This is a genomic window from Actinotalea sp. (assembly GCF_041597215.1).
Lineage (GTDB): Bacteria > Actinomycetota > Actinomycetes > Actinomycetales > Cellulomonadaceae > Actinotalea.
The window spans coordinates 1-14,728 of record NZ_JBFHHB010000055.1 but is presented as its reverse complement, the minus strand read 5'-3'; the positions used below and the strand labels follow the sequence as shown (position 1 = coordinate 14,728).

At 73.4% G+C, this 14,728-nt stretch carries 14 protein-coding genes; 8 read left to right on the top strand and 6 right to left on the bottom strand.

What is annotated here, in order from left to right; translation table 11 throughout:
• Positions 1 to 142: 142 nt before the first annotated feature.
• Genes ABWK99_RS05910 through ABWK99_RS05900 form a run of 3 tightly spaced genes read right to left on the bottom strand, consistent with a single transcriptional unit; the run spans position 143 to position 3,670 of the window.
• Positions 143 to 1,285: a hypothetical protein gene (locus ABWK99_RS05910; protein WP_372593776.1), complete on the bottom strand. Its 1,143-nt coding sequence runs from the start codon at positions 1,283 to 1,285 to the stop codon at positions 143 to 145.
• Positions 1,286 to 1,319: 34 nt separating this feature from the next.
• Positions 1,320 to 2,876, bottom strand: a complete 1,557-nt coding sequence (locus ABWK99_RS05905; protein WP_372593775.1) for a Mur ligase family protein — start codon at positions 2,874 to 2,876, stop codon at positions 1,320 to 1,322.
• On the bottom strand, positions 2,873 to 3,670 hold the full coding sequence (locus ABWK99_RS05900) for an alpha/beta fold hydrolase (RefSeq protein ID WP_372593774.1): 798 nt from the start codon (positions 3,668 to 3,670) through the stop codon (positions 2,873 to 2,875). Before ABWK99_RS05900 ends, ABWK99_RS05905 begins: the two co-directional genes overlap by 4 nt.
• A gap of 56 nt (positions 3,671 to 3,726) precedes the next feature.
• On the opposite strand from ABWK99_RS05900, the gene ABWK99_RS05895 reads away from it, so the two are divergent.
• The 4 genes from ABWK99_RS05895 (at position 3,727) to ABWK99_RS05880 (ending at position 6,751) form a co-directional block, all read left to right on the top strand.
• On the top strand, positions 3,727 to 4,887 hold the full coding sequence (locus ABWK99_RS05895) for a PLP-dependent aspartate aminotransferase family protein (RefSeq protein WP_372593773.1): 1,161 nt from the start codon (positions 3,727 to 3,729) through the stop codon (positions 4,885 to 4,887).
• Between the two features lie 292 nt (positions 4,888 to 5,179).
• The gene (locus tag ABWK99_RS05890; RefSeq protein WP_372593772.1) at positions 5,180 to 5,437 is read left to right on the top strand and encodes a hypothetical protein; all 258 of its coding nucleotides are present in this window, start codon (positions 5,180 to 5,182) and stop codon (positions 5,435 to 5,437) included.
• A gap of 10 nt (positions 5,438 to 5,447) precedes the next feature.
• Positions 5,448 to 5,882, top strand: a complete 435-nt coding sequence (locus ABWK99_RS05885) for a hypothetical protein (RefSeq protein ID WP_372593771.1) — start codon at positions 5,448 to 5,450, stop codon at positions 5,880 to 5,882.
• A gap of 164 nt (positions 5,883 to 6,046) precedes the next feature.
• Entirely contained in the window at positions 6,047 to 6,751 is a 705-nt protein-coding gene (locus ABWK99_RS05880; protein WP_372593770.1) for a hypothetical protein, read from the top strand.
• Positions 6,752 to 6,763: 12 nt separating this feature from the next.
• Here the strand turns inward: ABWK99_RS05880 and ABWK99_RS05875 are convergent, their stop codons facing one another.
• Both ABWK99_RS05875 and ABWK99_RS05870 read right to left on the bottom strand, forming a co-directional pair.
• Positions 6,764 to 7,765: an NAD(P)H-dependent glycerol-3-phosphate dehydrogenase gene (locus ABWK99_RS05875; protein ID WP_372593769.1), complete on the bottom strand. Its 1,002-nt coding sequence runs from the start codon at positions 7,763 to 7,765 to the stop codon at positions 6,764 to 6,766.
• On the bottom strand, positions 7,762 to 8,427 hold the full coding sequence (locus ABWK99_RS05870; protein WP_372593768.1) for a lysophospholipid acyltransferase family protein: 666 nt from the start codon (positions 8,425 to 8,427) through the stop codon (positions 7,762 to 7,764). Before ABWK99_RS05870 ends, ABWK99_RS05875 begins: the two co-directional genes overlap by 4 nt.
• 220 nt (positions 8,428 to 8,647) lie before the next feature.
• On the opposite strand from ABWK99_RS05870, the gene ABWK99_RS05865 reads away from it, so the two are divergent.
• Together ABWK99_RS05865 and ABWK99_RS05860 are read left to right on the top strand one after the other, a co-directional pair.
• Positions 8,648 to 9,001, top strand: a complete 354-nt coding sequence (locus ABWK99_RS05865; RefSeq protein WP_372593767.1) for a GntR family transcriptional regulator — start codon at positions 8,648 to 8,650, stop codon at positions 8,999 to 9,001.
• Positions 8,998 to 9,999, top strand: coding sequence for a DUF1648 domain-containing protein (locus ABWK99_RS05860; RefSeq protein WP_372593766.1), 1,002 nt, complete (start codon positions 8,998 to 9,000; stop codon positions 9,997 to 9,999). The genes ABWK99_RS05865 and ABWK99_RS05860 overlap by 4 nt, the downstream gene beginning before the upstream one ends.
• A gap of 122 nt (positions 10,000 to 10,121) precedes the next feature.
• Here the strand turns inward: ABWK99_RS05860 and murA are convergent, their stop codons facing one another.
• Entirely contained in the window at positions 10,122 to 11,438 is a 1,317-nt protein-coding gene (gene murA, locus ABWK99_RS05855; protein WP_372593765.1) for a UDP-N-acetylglucosamine 1-carboxyvinyltransferase, read from the bottom strand.
• Positions 11,439 to 11,710: 272 nt separating this feature from the next.
• On the opposite strand from murA, the gene ABWK99_RS05850 reads away from it, so the two are divergent.
• Together ABWK99_RS05850 and ABWK99_RS05845 are read left to right on the top strand one after the other, a co-directional pair.
• Complete coding sequence (locus ABWK99_RS05850) at positions 11,711 to 12,559, top strand: LLM class flavin-dependent oxidoreductase (protein WP_372593764.1); 849 nt, start codon at positions 11,711 to 11,713, stop codon at positions 12,557 to 12,559.
• Between the two features lie 340 nt (positions 12,560 to 12,899).
• The gene (locus ABWK99_RS05845) at positions 12,900 to 14,618 is read left to right on the top strand and encodes a DUF222 domain-containing protein (RefSeq protein WP_372593763.1); all 1,719 of its coding nucleotides are present in this window, start codon (positions 12,900 to 12,902) and stop codon (positions 14,616 to 14,618) included.
• Positions 14,619 to 14,728 lie beyond the last annotated feature (110 nt).

Here is a 14,728-nt window from a genome sequence, read left to right as displayed (position 1 = left end):
GACTCCTTCGGTGCCGGAGGAGCAGTCCTGCTCCCGCTGTGGCGTCGGAGTCATCTGATCGCCGCAGCCTGTGGCATCCCTGTGCGACGACCATGAGCCGGGCATGAGCCGGCCGTGCGGGGCGCGGACCGGGCGGCGAGCCTCAGAGGCGCGGGCCGTCCAGCCCCACGAGCTTCCCGGCGATCCCGCCCGCCGCACGCAGCGCCGCGCCGGAGCCGAACCCGCTCGGCGCGGAGGTGGCGCGGGCATCCCGCGCCTCGACGAGCGCGTCGGTCAGCACCTGGCCCGCGGGACGGCGCGGTGCCCACAGGTACAGCGACATCGCACCGGGCACCGAGTTGACCTCGTTGACGACGAGCTCCTCTGCCGCCTCGTCGTAGAGGAAGTCCACCCGGACCACACCGGTCAGCCGGGTCACCGCGGCGACCCGGCGCGCCAGCTCCCCGGCGCGTTCCGTCACTGCGTCGGGCACCACGGCCGGGAACTCGCGCGGGGCGCTCGACAGACCGGCAGCCGCACCTGCCCCGCCACCGAGGTACTTCTCGTCGTAGGAGTAGACCGCGCCCTCGGGACGCCGGAGCGGCTTCTCGAGGTCGGAGACCTCGAGAACTGGGGCCGTGCGGAACGAGATGTTGAGGTCGATGAGGTCCTTGCGGAACGGCTCGACGACGGCTCCACCGCGCAGGTGGGCGCTGCTGCGACCGATGGCCCGCGCGGTCGCGATGTCCTCGACGATCTCGATACCGATCGAGGACCCGCCGAAGCGCGGCTTGACGATGTACGGGCCGACGAAGGGCGGCTCGACGTCGTCCTCGAGGGCCACGCGCGGCAACGTGGGGATCCCGGCGGCGGTCATCACGCCACCGAAGGCGAGCTTGTCCATGCCGAGCGCAGAGGCGTACATGCTCGAACCGGTGGCCGGGATGCCCAGCAGCGCGAAGAGGGCCGCGAACCCGCCGCCCTCACCCACACCGCCGTGCAGGCAGCTGAGCGCTGCGTCGATCGCGAGCTTCTCCGAGCGCAGCCGACCCTTGACGAACAGTCCGCCGTCGGCCCCCACGCGCACCTCGACAGGACGTGCGCCCGGCGGCGGACCTTCGAGGTAGTCCTTGGCCTCGGTGCCCGACGGCACGACGAACCAGCTCCCGGTCGCGGCCCAGTACAACGGCGTGACCTGCGCACCGGTACCGCTGAGCACGCGCTCGGCCTGCAGTCCGGTGAGGATGGAGATCTCGTGCTCGGGGGACGGACCCCCGAAGACCACGGCCCAGCGGCTGTCGGACATCGAGCGGTTCACCTCGCGGAGTCGGGGGCGCCGATCACGGATAGTGGTCGGGCAGGTCGTTCTCGTAGAGTATGACGCCCTCGGAGCCCACCACCTGCGTCGCCACGGCGACGGCCTGCTCCCGGCGGTCGACGACGTCCAGGCTCCCGCCCCCGGAGTGGATCCCCTCGACCAGCGCCGCACGGTTGGTCCGCCCGACGACGACGACATGCGCGCCGCGCGCGGCCGCGTCGGCTCCCAGGTCCGCGTTCCGGCGGTGCTGGACGTGCCCGAGCTCGACCATCCCCGGCGTGACCAGCACCAGACGGCCGCCGCGCGACTCGGCCAGCGCTGCCGCCTCGGCGAGCGCGGCGTGAGCACCGACGGGGTTGGCGTTGTACGTGTCGTCGATCACCATGAGCCCGGTGCCGGTGTCCTGGACCTCGGCGCGGTGCGCCGCGCGCGGAAGGGCGGCGAGCCGGCTCTCCAGGGCGGACACCTCGACGTCGAGGGCGAGCGCCACGCCGAGAGCGACCGCGAGGTTCACCCCGTGCGCGATCCCCTCGCCCAGGTGCACCGTGTGCGTCGTGCCGCCCTGGACGACGACGGCCTCGTGGGCGACGAGGTCGACGACGACATCGGCCTCGCGAGCCTCGTTCTCCGCCGTCCGCACGGAGCAGGTCACCACACGCTTGCCCTGGGCGCCGCAGGTCTCGGCGAGGGCGCGCAGGCCCTCCTCGTCGATCGGCAGCACGACGGTGCCGGCCCGCTCGGTGATCTCGGACTTCGCGGCGAGGATGGTCTCTCGCGAGCCCATCCGCTCCAGGTGCGCCTCACCGATCGTGGTGATCACGGCGATGTCGGGCGGGAAGAGTCCGCACAGCTCACGGATCTCGCCGGGGCCGTAGGTGCCCATCTCGGCGACGAAGACCTCGGTGCCCTCCACGAGTCCGTCGTTGACGGCTCGGGACAGGCCGAGGCGGTTGTTGAAGCTCGCCGGCGAGGCCACCACCCCGCGACTCATCGCGAGCAGGTGCGCGACGTAGCCCTTGGTCGAGGTCTTGCCGTAGGAGCCGGTGATCGCCACGACCGTCGGGCGGACCCGTGCCAGACGCTGCTGGGCCCTGGCGACGAAGGGAGCCGAGAGCCGCTTCTCGACCATGCCGAGGACGAGCGCCGCCAGGTCGACGGTGAACGGCACCGTGAGGGCGACGAGGGCCGTCGCACCCGGGCCCACGAGCAGGACGAGGACGACGAGCAGGAGCAGCACCAGGACGGCCCAGCCGAGGGCGAGCCGACGCAACCGGGCCGTCCAGGCCAGCCGGGAGGTGCGCCCGTGGATGCCGAGCCCGCGCGGGAGGAGAGCCACCAGGACGGCGGCCGGGACGGCCAGCACGTCGAGGACCGGCACCACCGCGACGAGCGCGAGCACGGCAGCGGTGACGGCGAGCGCGAGGTCGATCGGGGACAGCGAGAGCCAGAGCCGCAGGATCCGCGTCGCACGCCCGGGCAGGTAGTGCTCACGTTGGCTCACGCGCAGCCACCGCAGCCCACCGAGGACGGTCGAGGCGAGGACGGTGGCGAGGATCAGCACGTCCAGGACGAGGGTCACGCGGGCTCCTGCGGGCTCGGATCGGCGTCGGTGGTCGGGGGCGTAACGCTACCGGCGCCGTCGGCCTCGACGTCGCCGATCGCCGCGAGCAGGGCGGTCCGCACCGCGTCCTGGAGGGCACCGGTCATCAGGTGCCCCTCCCCGGGGACGACGTCGAGCCGCGCCCCCGGCAGGATCTCGGCGGCGAGCCGCGCTCCGGCGAGCGGGGCGGAGTCGTCGAGCTCGCCCCAGACGAGGTGGGCGGGTACCCGCACGGCGGCGAGGTCCTCGCGGTAGTCCTCCCCGACCACGCGCACGAAGACCCCGCGCATGACTCCCTCGGCGGCGCGGTAGTCGTCCGATCCGCTGCTGCGGCGCACGCGGTCCATGACGGACTGCGGGACGAGGTGGGCGGCGTGCAACCGCTTGAGGGTCCGGAACCGCCAGGAGGGCCGCGGCGGCGGGGTGGCGCGCACGAGCGGCGCGCCGGTGATCACCAGCGCGCTGACCAGCTCGGGGTGCCGCACGGCGAGGCGGACGGCGACGCGTCCGCCGAAGGAGTGCCCGACGACGACGAACGGTCCGCTTCCCGCGAGCGCCTGCGCGAGGTGGTCGGCGTACTCGACGCTCCCCCAGGCCTCCGGCGGGGTGGGGGTGATCCCGAAGCCGGGAAGATGGACGGCGAGCGCGTCGGTGCCCTCGAGGATCCGGCTGAAGTCGGCCCCCGAGCGCTGCCAGCCGTGCAGGGCCAGGACACGCGGTTCTGCCTTGCCGACCCGGTCGGCAAGGAGGTCCCCTGCCACGACCGTCAGCACGGCCCGAGGCTAGCACCCGGGGCCTCGGGCCACCGGGGCACGGCTAGTCTCGGCCCATGCACGAGGACCTCTCCCCCGAGACGCTGGCCGTCACCGCCGGACGCCCGGAACGCCGGCGGGGCGGGCCGGTCAACCCACCCGTGGTGCTCTCCTCCACGTACGTCTCCTCCGGGCCACCGGTCCCGGGGGAGCTGCTGTATGCCCGCGCGGGCACCGAGACCTGGCAGTCCTTCGAGCTCGCCCTTGGCGCGCTGGAACGCAGCGCGCGGCCGGGGATCGTGTTCGGCTCCGGGATGGCGGCGATCTCCGCGACGTTCTCCGTGCTGGCGGCGGGCAGCCGCGTCGTCGTTCCTCGGCACGCGTACCAGCTGACCCTCGCCCTGGTCGCGGACCTGCGCGAACGCACGGGCCTGCGGGTGACCTCCGTCGACCTGGCCGACACCGAGGCCGTGCTCGCCGCGGTCCGCGGCGGGGCCGAGGGCCCCGCGGCGCTGCTGTGGGTCGAGTCGCCCACCAACCCGATGCTCGAGGTCGCCGACCTGCCGGCGCTCGTCGCCGGCGCGCACGAGGTCGGCGCGCTCGTGGCGGTCGACAACACCTTCGCCACCCCGCTCGGCCAGCGCCCGCTCACGGTGGGCGCTGACCTCGTCGTGCACTCGGTGACCAAGTACCTCGCGGGGCACTCCGACGTCGTGCTGGGAGCCGTGCTCGCGGACGACGAGGCCCTGCACACGCGGATCACGGCCTACCGCACGCTGCACGGGGCGATCGCCGGCCCCTGGGAGGTGTGGCTCGCCCTGCGCGGGCTGCGGACCCTCGCCCTACGCGTCGAGCGTTCGCAGGCGAGTGCCGCGGTGCTGGCCGCACGGCTCGTCGAGCACCCGGCGGTGGCCGAGGTCCGGCACCCGAGCCTTCCGGGCGATCCGGGCCATGCCCGGGCCACCGCCCTTCTCGACGGCTACGGGTCGATCCTCGGCGTCCGCCCGCACGGCGGCCCGCAGGCTGCTGACCGCGTGGTCGAGGCGGTGCGGCTGTGGGTGCCCGCCACGAGCCTCGGCGGCGTGGAGTCGAGCCTCGAACGGCGGCGCCGCTTCGCGACGGAGGCTCCTACCGTCCCGGAGGACCTGCTGCGGCTCTCGGTGGGGATCGAGGACGTCGAGGACCTGTGGCGTGACCTCGACCAGGCGCTGCGGGCGGGGACCTCCCTCGTCGGCTGAGTGCCCGCGAGCACCGGGGCGCTGCTGGCCCTCGGCCGGCCTCGGGAGATGCCCCGGGTGCTCGTGCACCCCCGCGGGCTCCTCCACCCCCGCGGGCTCCTCCACCACCGCGGGCTCCTCCACCACCGCGGGCTCCTCGACCACCCCGGGCGTAGCGTGGACGGCGACGGAGGGGCGTGGTCGCCATGACACGAGATCGTGGCCCGAGGAGCCGAGTGCGACGGTCGCGCGTGACGGCGAGAGCGATCTCCGTGGGACTCCTCGCGGCGCTCACGCTCGCAGGGTGCGGGTGGTGGGCCGATCCGGACGAGGCCTCCCCCGCGTCGTCGAGCACGAGCGCCCAGCCCGACGGCTCCCCGTCCCCGACTGCCACGCCCACGCCCACCGCATCGCCGACACCCTCGGCCACGCCCACCGCATCGCCGACGACCACCGCACCCCCGACGACCTCCGCCTCGCCGAGCCCCTCCGCGACCGCCTCGGCACCGAGCGGTCCCGACCCGGCCACCCCCGCCCCTGGGAGGTCACCCAGCGGGGGCGCCACCTATGAGCCGCCGTTCGTGGCCGACACCCGCCCCGACATCGGCGAGGCCACCGGTCCGGACGTGGGCACCCTGAGCGACCTGCGGATCGGGGCCCACCAGGGGTTCGACCGCCTCGTCCTCGAGTTCGACGGGCCCGACACCCCGAGATGGCACGTGCGGTACGTCGACAGCGCCGTCGCCGACGGGAGCGGCTTCGTGCTCCCCGTGGACGGCGGGGCGATCCTGGAGATCACCTGCTTCCCCGTGTCCCTCCCCTTCGACGGCCGGGACCCGTACGACGGGCCGTCGAGCCTCCGCGTGGCCGGGACGCGCGCGATCGTCGAGCTGAGCTGGTGGAGCATCTACGAGGGCGATCTCCAGGCCTTCGTCGGGGTGGACCGCGAGCACCCGTTCCGGGCCTACGCCCTGCACGACCCGGCCAGGATCGTCATCGACGTCCGGACCGACTGAGCCCCTCGGGGCGCGGCACCGACGGGTCGCCACCTGTGATCGGGGCCGTGGGTCTGCAGGTGCCCGAGACGAGCCTCGGCGCCACAGGTCTCGATCCGGTGTGCATCGGCGCTCTGCAGACGCACCCGGCGTAGCGTTGATGCTCTCTGAGGAGCGTGGTCCCCATGCAGCTCCGGCGCCGATCCACCGGGTCCGTCCTCGCCATGATCGTCACCTCTGTCCTGGTCCTGGTCGCCTGCACGCAGGGCGCCGGGAGCCCGGAGAGCACCTCGTCCCCGCCCGAGCCGTCGGGGTCGACGAGCACTCCCACCGCCTCGCCGACCACCGCCGAGTCCCCTACCGCTGGCCCGTCGCCGACGGCGACCGCGACCTCGGAGCCGGGAAGCACGGACGGCGACGGCGGGACGGGCACACCGGCCTTCCCCGCCGACACCTCGCCGGACACGGGCGAGATGACGGGCGACCCGTCCGCCGAGGAGATCGGCACGCTGGCGGACCTGCGGGTGGGCGCCCACGACGGCTACGACCGCGTCGTGTTCGAACTCACCGGCCCGTCCACCCCGGGCTGGGACGTCCGCTACGTCCCCGAGGCGATCGGGGACCCGAGCGGGCTGCCCGTCGCCGTCCCGGGCGACGCGATCCTCGAGGTCACCCTGTTCTCCGTGATGTATCCCGAGGGCGTCGGCTCGTACCAGGGCCCCAGCATCATCCGCGCCGCCGGAACCACGGCGGTGACCGAGGTGAACTGGACCAGCCTGTTCGAGGGCTACCTGCAGGCGTTCATCGGCGTCTCCGGCGGCGAGCACCCGTTCCGGGCGTTCGCGCTCACCGACCCCGCCCGGATCGTCGTGGACGTCCGCACGGACTGACGGGGCGAGTGCTCAGACCCCGTCGGCCTTGTGCGGCCGGGACATCAGCAGGTCGCCCATGAGGTCGACCGACGCTCCATGGTGCAGCACCGCGACGACGGACTGGGTGATGGGCATCTCCACACCGACCCGTCCGGCGAGGTCGAGAACGGAGGCGGAGGTCTTGACCCCCTCGGCGGTGCCTCCGGTCGCGGCGACGGCGTCCTCGACGCTCATCCCCTCCCCGATGTGCCGACCGAGACGGTGGTTGCGGGAGAGCGGCGAGTCGCAGGTCGCCACGAGATCACCCATCCCGGCCAGGCCCATGAAGGTCTCGGCCTCGGCCCCGAGAGCGAGCCCGAGGCGGGTGATCTCGGCGAGGCCACGCGTGATGATCGTCGCGGTCGTGTTGTCCCCGTACCCGCGCCCCTGGGCGATGCCGATGCCGATCGCGATGACGTTCTTGGCCGCACCGCACAGCTCGACGCCGACGAGGTCGGTGTTCGTGTACGGCCGGAAGCTCGCCGTCGCGCACATCGTGGAGACCTGCCGGGCGAGACCCTCGTCCATGGCCGCGATCACCGTCGCGGTCGGCTGGTGCTCGGCGATCTCCTGCGAGAGGTTCGGCCCGGACAGGACGGCGACCCGCTCGGCCGGGACGTCCAGGACCTCGGCGAGGACCTGGCTCATCCGTTGGTCGCTGGCGAGCTCGATGCCCTTCATGAGGGAGAGGACCACGGCGCCCTCCGGGACGAGCCCGCGCGCCGGGGCGAGGATGCTGCGCGCCGACTGCGCGGGCACGGCGACCGCCACGAGGACCGCCCCGTCGAGCGCCTCGGCCAGTTCCGTCGTCGCCGTCACCGCATCGGGGAGCGTCACCCCTGGGACGTAGGCGGTGTTCGTGTGCTGGGTGGTGATCTCCTGCGCGATCTCCGCCCGGCGGGTCCACAGCACGACGTCGTGCCCGGCCTCGGCGAGCACGGCGGCGAAGGTGGTCCCCCAGCTGCCGGACCCCAGGACGGCCGTGCGGCTCACGCCGGGGTCCCGCGTCGCCAGACGAACGGCTCGGGCGGGGCGGTCTCGCCGCGGATCTCCTCGAGCTGGTGGGTGATCGCGGCCATGATGCGGTCGGTCGCCTCACGGAGAACCGGGCCGTCGAGCGGCTGGTCGTAGAGGTCCGAGAGGTCCACCGGGGGGCCGGCGACCACGGTCACCTTCTTGCGCGGGATGGGCTTGAGGAGCTTCTTGTACCTGCCCATGAGTCGGTGGGCACCCCATTGCGCGACGGGGACGACGGGGGCCCGGGTCGCCAGGGCGAGGCGTGCGACGCCGGTCTTCGCCTGCATCGGCCAGAGGTCCGGTTCGCGCGTGAGCGTGCCCTCGGGGAAGACGGCGACGGTCTCCCCCTGGGCGAGGGCAGCGGCAGCGGCGTCGAGGGACCGACCGGCCGTCGTCGTGCCACGGCTCACCGGGATCTGCCCGGTGGCGACGAGGACCTTGCGCAGCACCGGGACCCGGAACAGCGAGTCCTTCGCCAGGATGCGCGGGACGACCCCGTTCGCCCACAGGAAGTACGCGAAGGTCAACGGGTCGATGTTGGTCTGGTGGTTCGCGGCGACGATCGTCCCGCGCCCCTGGTGCAGGTGCTCGGCACCGTGCCAGTCCGAGCGGGTCATCGACCACAGGAGCGGACGCACGATCCTTGCCACGTTGCGGTACGCGCGATTGGAGCGTTCAGGTGCCGGCACGGGCGCGATGCTACCCCTGGCGGGCGAGGACCCGGACGCGACGACCCGGGGATGGTCAGGGAGCCCGGGACCGTCGGGCACCGCCGACCAGTGCGGCCGAGGGCGCCACCCACCGGTCGGGATGGCTGCACGCTTGTTCTAGTTGCACTAGAACATTTAGAGTAGATTCATGCTCTTCAGGGTCGACACCGCCGCAGGCGAGCCGCTGTTCGCCCAGCTCGCTGCCCAGGTGCGTGCCGCTGCCGCCTCGGGCGCACTCGTCGCCGGCGAGCGACTCCCGGCGGCCCGCGACCTCGCCTCGTCCCTCCAGATCAACGTCCACACCGTGCTGCGCGCCTACGCCGAGCTGCGCGAGGAGGGCCTGATCGAGCTCAGGCGAGGGCGAGGCGCCGTCGTCACCGCGAGGGCGGCCGACGAGCTCGCCGAGCTGCACGAGGCCGTCGAGCGCCTCGCTGCCGCCACCCGCCGCCTCGGGGTCGCTCCCGAGACCGCACACGCCCTGCTCTCGGAGGCCCTTCGATGACCACTGCCGACCCCTCGGGCCGACCCGTTCGGGTACCCCACCGCCTGGCGACCCTCGTCACGACGCTCGGGCTCCCGCTCGCCGTCGCCACGACCGGCGCGGTGCTCGCCCTGAGCTGGCGTGACACCCTCCCCGACCCGATCGCGACGCACTGGGGAACCGACGGCGCCGACGGCGTCGGTTCGCTGACCGCGACGGTGGGCCTCGTCGTCGGTGTGGTGCTGCCCTTCAGCGCCGGCATGGCGGCGCTCGGCCTGTGGTGGGGCCGCGCCGCCCTGACGCGGCGCCTGGCGGGAGCTGCCGCGGTGTGGTTCGCCGTCGTGCAGACCGGGGTGCTCCTGGGCTCGCTCGCCGGGCAGCGAGGCCTCACGGACGCCTACGCGGCCCCGGACATCGGTGGAGCCATCGGCCTGGCCGTCGCGATCGCGACGGTGGCCGCCGTCGCGGTGGCGTGGCTCACCCCCGGGGACCCGACGCTCCTCGCCACGACGCCGATCCCGGCCTCCGCCCCGCGCCTCCCGGTGGCCGCGAACGAGCGCGCTACCTGGGTGCGCAGGACGGGACAGGTGCACGCGGCCACGATCCTCGCCTCGGTGGCGGTGTTCGCCCTGACGTTCGGCGCGCTCACGCAGATGTGGTGGCTCGTGCTCGGGGTCGTCGCCGTCCTCACCGTGATCCTGTTCGGGGCGCTGCGCTGGACGGTGACGGTCGACAGCAGGGGACTGACGGTGCGGTCGGCCCTCGGGCCGCGGGTGCGCGTCCCGCTCGCCGAGGTCGAGGGCGCCACGACGACCCAGGTCGCTCCGCTGCGTCAGTTCGGCGGATGGGGCCTGCGTGTCGGCGCGCACGGCGCGACGGGCATCGTCACCCGCAAGGGCGAGGCGTTGGAGGTCGCGAGGAGCGGGAGCAGGCGCGTGGTGGTGACGGTCGACGACGCCGCCACCGCTGCGGCGCTGCTCAACGCCCTGGCCGAGAGGTCGCGGTCGACGAGGACCTGAGCCGGGGCGGCCGCCCGAGGTGATGACCGCTCACGGCTGCTGGTTCCCGGCACTCAGCCGTGCGAGAGCTCGGCGCTCAGCCGTGCGAGAACTCGGCGCTCAGCCGTGCGAAAACTCGGCGCTCAGCCGTGCGAGAACTCGGCGCCCAGCGCGGCGAGCTTGCCCTGGAAGTCCTCGTACCCGCGGTCGATGAGCCCGATGCCCCGCACCTCCGAGGTGCCCTTGGCGGTGAGTGCCGCGATGAGGTGGCTGAAGCCCCCGCGCAGGTCGGGGACCTCGATGTCGGCAGCCTCCAGCGGCGTCGGGCCGGAGATGACGGCGGAGTGGTAGAAGTTGCGCTGCCCGAAGCGGCAGGGGTGCCCGCCGAGGCACTCGCGGTAGACCTGGATCGTCGCGCCCATGCCGGTCAGCGCCTCGGTGAAGCCGAAGCGGTTCTCGTAGACCGTCTCGTGCACGATCGACAGGCCCTTGGCCTGCGTGAGCGCGACCACGAGCGGCTGCTGCCAGTCCGTCATGAACCCGGGGTGCACGTCGGTCTCCAGGACGATCGACCGCAGGTCACCGCCCGGGTGGTAGAAGCGGATCCCGTCGTCGGTGATGTCGAACTCACCGCCCACCTTGCGGAAGGTGTTGAGGAAGGCCGTCATCTCCGGCTGGGTCGCGCCCTTGACGGTGACGTCCCCGCGGGTCGCGAGCGCAGCCGAGGCCCAGGACGCCGCCTCGATCCGGTCCGAGAGGGCGGTGTGCTGGAAGCCACGAAGCCGCGCGACGCCCTCGATGCGGATGACCCGGTCGGTGTCGACCGAGATGATCGCGCCCATCTTCTGCAGGACGTTGATCAGGTCCATGATCTCGGGCTCGATGGCCGCGTTGGAGAGCTCGGTGATGCCCTCCGCGCGCACCGCGGTGAGCAGCAGCTGCTCGGTTGCCCCCACGCTCGGGTAGGGCAGCCGGACCTTGGTGCCGATCAGGCCGTGCGGGGCGCGGATCTCGATCCCGCTCTCCCGCTTGGTGACCTCGGCGCCGAACTGGCGCAGGATCTCCAGGTGGTAGTCGATCGGGCGGTCGCCGATCCGGCAGCCGCCGAGGTCAGGGATGAACGCCTCGCCGAGGCGGTGCAGCAGCGGGCCGCAGAACAGGATCGGGATCCGGCTCGAGCCGGCGTGCGCATCGATGTCGGCCACGTGGGCGGACTCCACGTTGCGTGGGTCGAGCACCAGCGTCCCGCCGTCGGCGTCCGCCTCCACACGCACGCCGTGCAGCTCGAGCAGGCCGGTGACCACCGCGACGTCGCGGATCTGGGGGACGTTGCGCAGCGTGCTGGGGGTGTCCCCCAGGAGCGCCGCGACCATCGCCTTGGAGACGAAGTTCTTCGCTCCGCGCACGGTGATCTCACCGTGCAGAGGGAGACCGCCGTGGACCTGAAGGACATCGCGCATCCGCCCATGGTCCACCACGGAAGCGGGAACGTCACATCGCTCCATGGTCACCGACGGGGAGATCCTGGGGAGATCTGGGTGAGGACCGGCGAGGCACTGGTCGCGAGAGCGGCGGCGGGGGGTGCGGGCCCAGCGCCCAGGGCGTGGGTCGGCGGACGAGGGTCGGCTGTCGGACCGGCGCCGCCTGTCGGACCCTGCCCGTAGCGTCGTCGGCGAAGCCGGTGCCCCGGGGCACCACGGCCGTGGCCGACCTCGGCCGGAGAGGAGCACAGATGCGGATCGGCGTCATTGCGAGCAGCGGAGGCGTGCACGAGGCACTCGACCTCGCCCGCACGGCCGAGCAGAACGGCTGGGACGGCTTCTTCACCTGGGACGGGATGAGCGTCGGCAGCGCGGCGGCCGCCGACCCCTTCTCCCTGCTGGCCGCAGCCGCACAGCACACCCGCTCGATCACCCTCGGGGCGATGGTCTTCGCTCCGGCACGACGACGCCCACTCGTCTTCGCCCAGCAGGTGCTCACGGTCGACCACCTCTCCGCGGGACGGCTCGTCGTGCCGGTCGGTCTCGGCGCCGCCGACGACGCCGGGTTCTCACGGGTCACGGGTGAGGCCGTCAGCGCACGAGAGCGGGCCGCACTCCTGGACGAGTCGCTCCACGTCCTCGACCTCGCCTCGTCCGGCGAGCCCTTCTCCTTCGTCGGGGAGCACCACAGGTTCTCCGACGTCGCGCTCGCGCTGGGATCCGTCCAGCGGCCGCGGGTCCCGGTCTGGGCCGTAGGTGCGTGGCCGTCCGAGCGTTCGATGGCGCGTGCTGCGAGATGGGACGGCGTGGTGCTCCAGCTCCTCCGCTCCGGCGAGGAGCCCACGGCCTCGCAGGTGACCGAGGCGGTGACGTGGATCGGGGCCGAGCGGGAGCGTCTGAGGGAGGGAGGTGTCCGCCTGGGCGACCGGTTCGAGGTCGTCGTGAGCGGACGACTCCCCGACGACCCCGCGGCGGCGAGCGAGCGGGTCGAGTCACTGAGCGCTGCCGGGGCGACCTGGTGGGTCGAGGCCCGGTGGGATCCGACGGAGACCGCCGAGACGCTCTCCGAGCGCGTCCGCCGCGGACCCCTTCCGGGGTGACGCGGGCCCCTTCCGGGGGCGGGCCTCTTCCGGGGTGAGGCGCCTCCAATCCGGGGGCGGGCCCAACCCGGGGGCGGGCCTCTTCCGGGGTGAGGCGTTTGCCCGATCCGGGGGCGGGCCCCGCAGGTCGGAGGCCTGCGCTCGCGAGGCGTGCACTCCCCGGCCCTGCGCCTGCCGTGCCCTGCGCTCGCGAGACCCGTGCTCGCTGGACGCGCGCCTGGTCCTCGTCGGCGCCCGTGCGTCTCGCTCCTCTGTCCGTACGTAGCTGCCCGTGGCTCCCGACGGTAGCTGTTCTGTGACCTCCGGAGTCCATGTCAGTGCCTCGTCGTAGCATCGAGAGGTGGACATCACCGCAGGTCAGCAGCCCTATGAGGGCGCAGCCTGCACGGAGAGTGCCGGCCGTTCCGGAGTCATGACCGCTGCCGAGGAGGAGCTCTTCTGGGAGGCCATCCGCCGCGACTACCCCGACGTCGAGGGCTCCTTCAGCGCTGAGAACGACGGGATCGTCGACCTCGGGTGGGCGCACTCCCTTCCGGGCGTGGAACCCCGCAGCACCAGCACCAGCACCAGCACCGGCACCGGCACCGGCACCGGCACCAGCGACCTTCCGTCCGACCCGTTCGTCGGGCTCCTCACCGGCCGCATCGCCCCGGAATCCCTCCGAGAGCTCGAACCGAGCGGGCTGCTCCTGGACGCCCTCGACGGCGTCGGCAGTGCCGAGCTCGACGACACCGACCTGTTCGACGACCTCTCGCTCCTCGAGATCGTCGCGGCGTGGCAGCGCGTGGTCTCGATGGCCACGGCCGGTGCGGCGCGCGCCGCCGCTGCGCTCTCCCGCCGCGAGTGCGTGCAGGTCCCCGGCGGGCCGGTGCCGGTGGGGCGCGGTCACCGCTGCTACTCGACCTTGCGCGCCACGGGCACCGAGATCGCGATGCGCACCGGGTGCACGGTGCGCTCGGGAGAGCTGCTCGCGCGCGACGGAAGGCTCTTCGACGCCGCTCTTGCGGCGACCGGTAGCGCCCTGGCCCGTGGCCAGATCGACCCACGTACCGCACGCGCCATCGCCGATCGTCTGGTCGACCTCCCTCTGGAGCTCGCTCTGGAGGTCCAGGCCCAGGTCCTTCCCGGCGCAGGCGTGCGCAGTCCCGCTCAGGTGGACCGGGACCTCACTCGCGCCCTCGTGGAGGTCGACCCCGCGGAGGCCGCTGCACGGCATCGGCGGGCTCGCTCCGACCGGCGGGTCTGCCATCCGAAGGTGCTGGCCGACGGAATGGCCGGCATCTGGGCCGTGCTCCCGGCCGAGACTGCGGCCCTGGTCGACTCCGCGCTCTCCGACGCCGCGACGTCCGCTCGCGCGGCAGGCGACCAACGGACCATCGACCAGCTGCGCGCCGACGCGCTCGTCGATCTCGTCGCCGGCACAGCGACCAGCGGGACCGGCGCAGGTACAGGCACCGGCTCAGCTGCACGCGTGCACGTCGACGTGACCGTCGCCCTGTCCACCCTCCTCGGCCTGGACGACGCCCCCGGCGACCTTGCCGGGTACGGGGCGATCACCGCCGAGCAGGCGGCAGCACTCGCCGCCGGCGGCGCCCTCCGACGGATCGTCACCGATCTGCTCAGCGGGGCCGTGCTGGACGTCGGCCGCACCCGGTACCGGCCGCCTGCCGCGCTGCGCGCACACGTCGTGGCGCGGGACAGGACCTGCGCGCGGCCAGGATGTGTGGTGCCTGCCGAGCGCGCCGAGATCGATCACACCGTCCCGTTCGGCACGGCCCACCTGCACGATCCCGGTGGAACCCCAGGCGCTTCCACCGGACCATCGCAGGGCGACACCTGTGCCGGGAACCTCGCGCCTCTGTGCGCCCCGGATCACCTCGCCAAGACGCTCGGCGTGCTGCATCTCGAGCAGCCCTCGCCCGGAGTTCTCGACTGGACGACGGCGACCGGCCTCAGGCTCCGGGTCGTCCCTGGTCGGTACGGAGAGACCTCGCTGCTTCCACGCCGGCTGCCCACGACGTCGCAGACAAGCGGACGTGCCGCACCACCGCCGTTCTGAGGCCCCGCCCCACAGCGCGGCCGTTCTGACGCGCGGCTCCACACCGCCGCCGAGCTGAGGCGCCGCCCCACACTGCCGCCGTTCCGACGCGGGGCTCCGCACCTCAGGTG

Bases quoted from the DNA above. Each gene is read 5' to 3' on its own strand.
- ABWK99_RS05860 (WP_372593766.1), top strand. From the start codon at position 8,998: ATGACCACTGCCGACCCCTCGGGCCGACCCGTTCGGGTACCCCACCGC.
- murA (WP_372593765.1), bottom strand. From the start codon at position 11,438: ATGCGCGATGTCCTTCAGGTCCACGGCGGTCTCCCTCTGCACGGTGAG.
- ABWK99_RS05910 (WP_372593776.1), bottom strand. From the start codon at position 1,285: ATGTCCGACAGCCGCTGGGCCGTGGTCTTCGGGGGTCCGTCCCCCGAG.
- ABWK99_RS05850 (WP_372593764.1), top strand. From the start codon at position 11,711: ATGCGGATCGGCGTCATTGCGAGCAGCGGAGGCGTGCACGAGGCACTC.
- ABWK99_RS05865 (WP_372593767.1), top strand. From the start codon at position 8,648: ATGCTCTTCAGGGTCGACACCGCCGCAGGCGAGCCGCTGTTCGCCCAG.
- ABWK99_RS05895 (WP_372593773.1), top strand. From the start codon at position 3,727: ATGCACGAGGACCTCTCCCCCGAGACGCTGGCCGTCACCGCCGGACGC.
- ABWK99_RS05880 (WP_372593770.1), top strand. From the start codon at position 6,047: ATGCAGCTCCGGCGCCGATCCACCGGGTCCGTCCTCGCCATGATCGTC.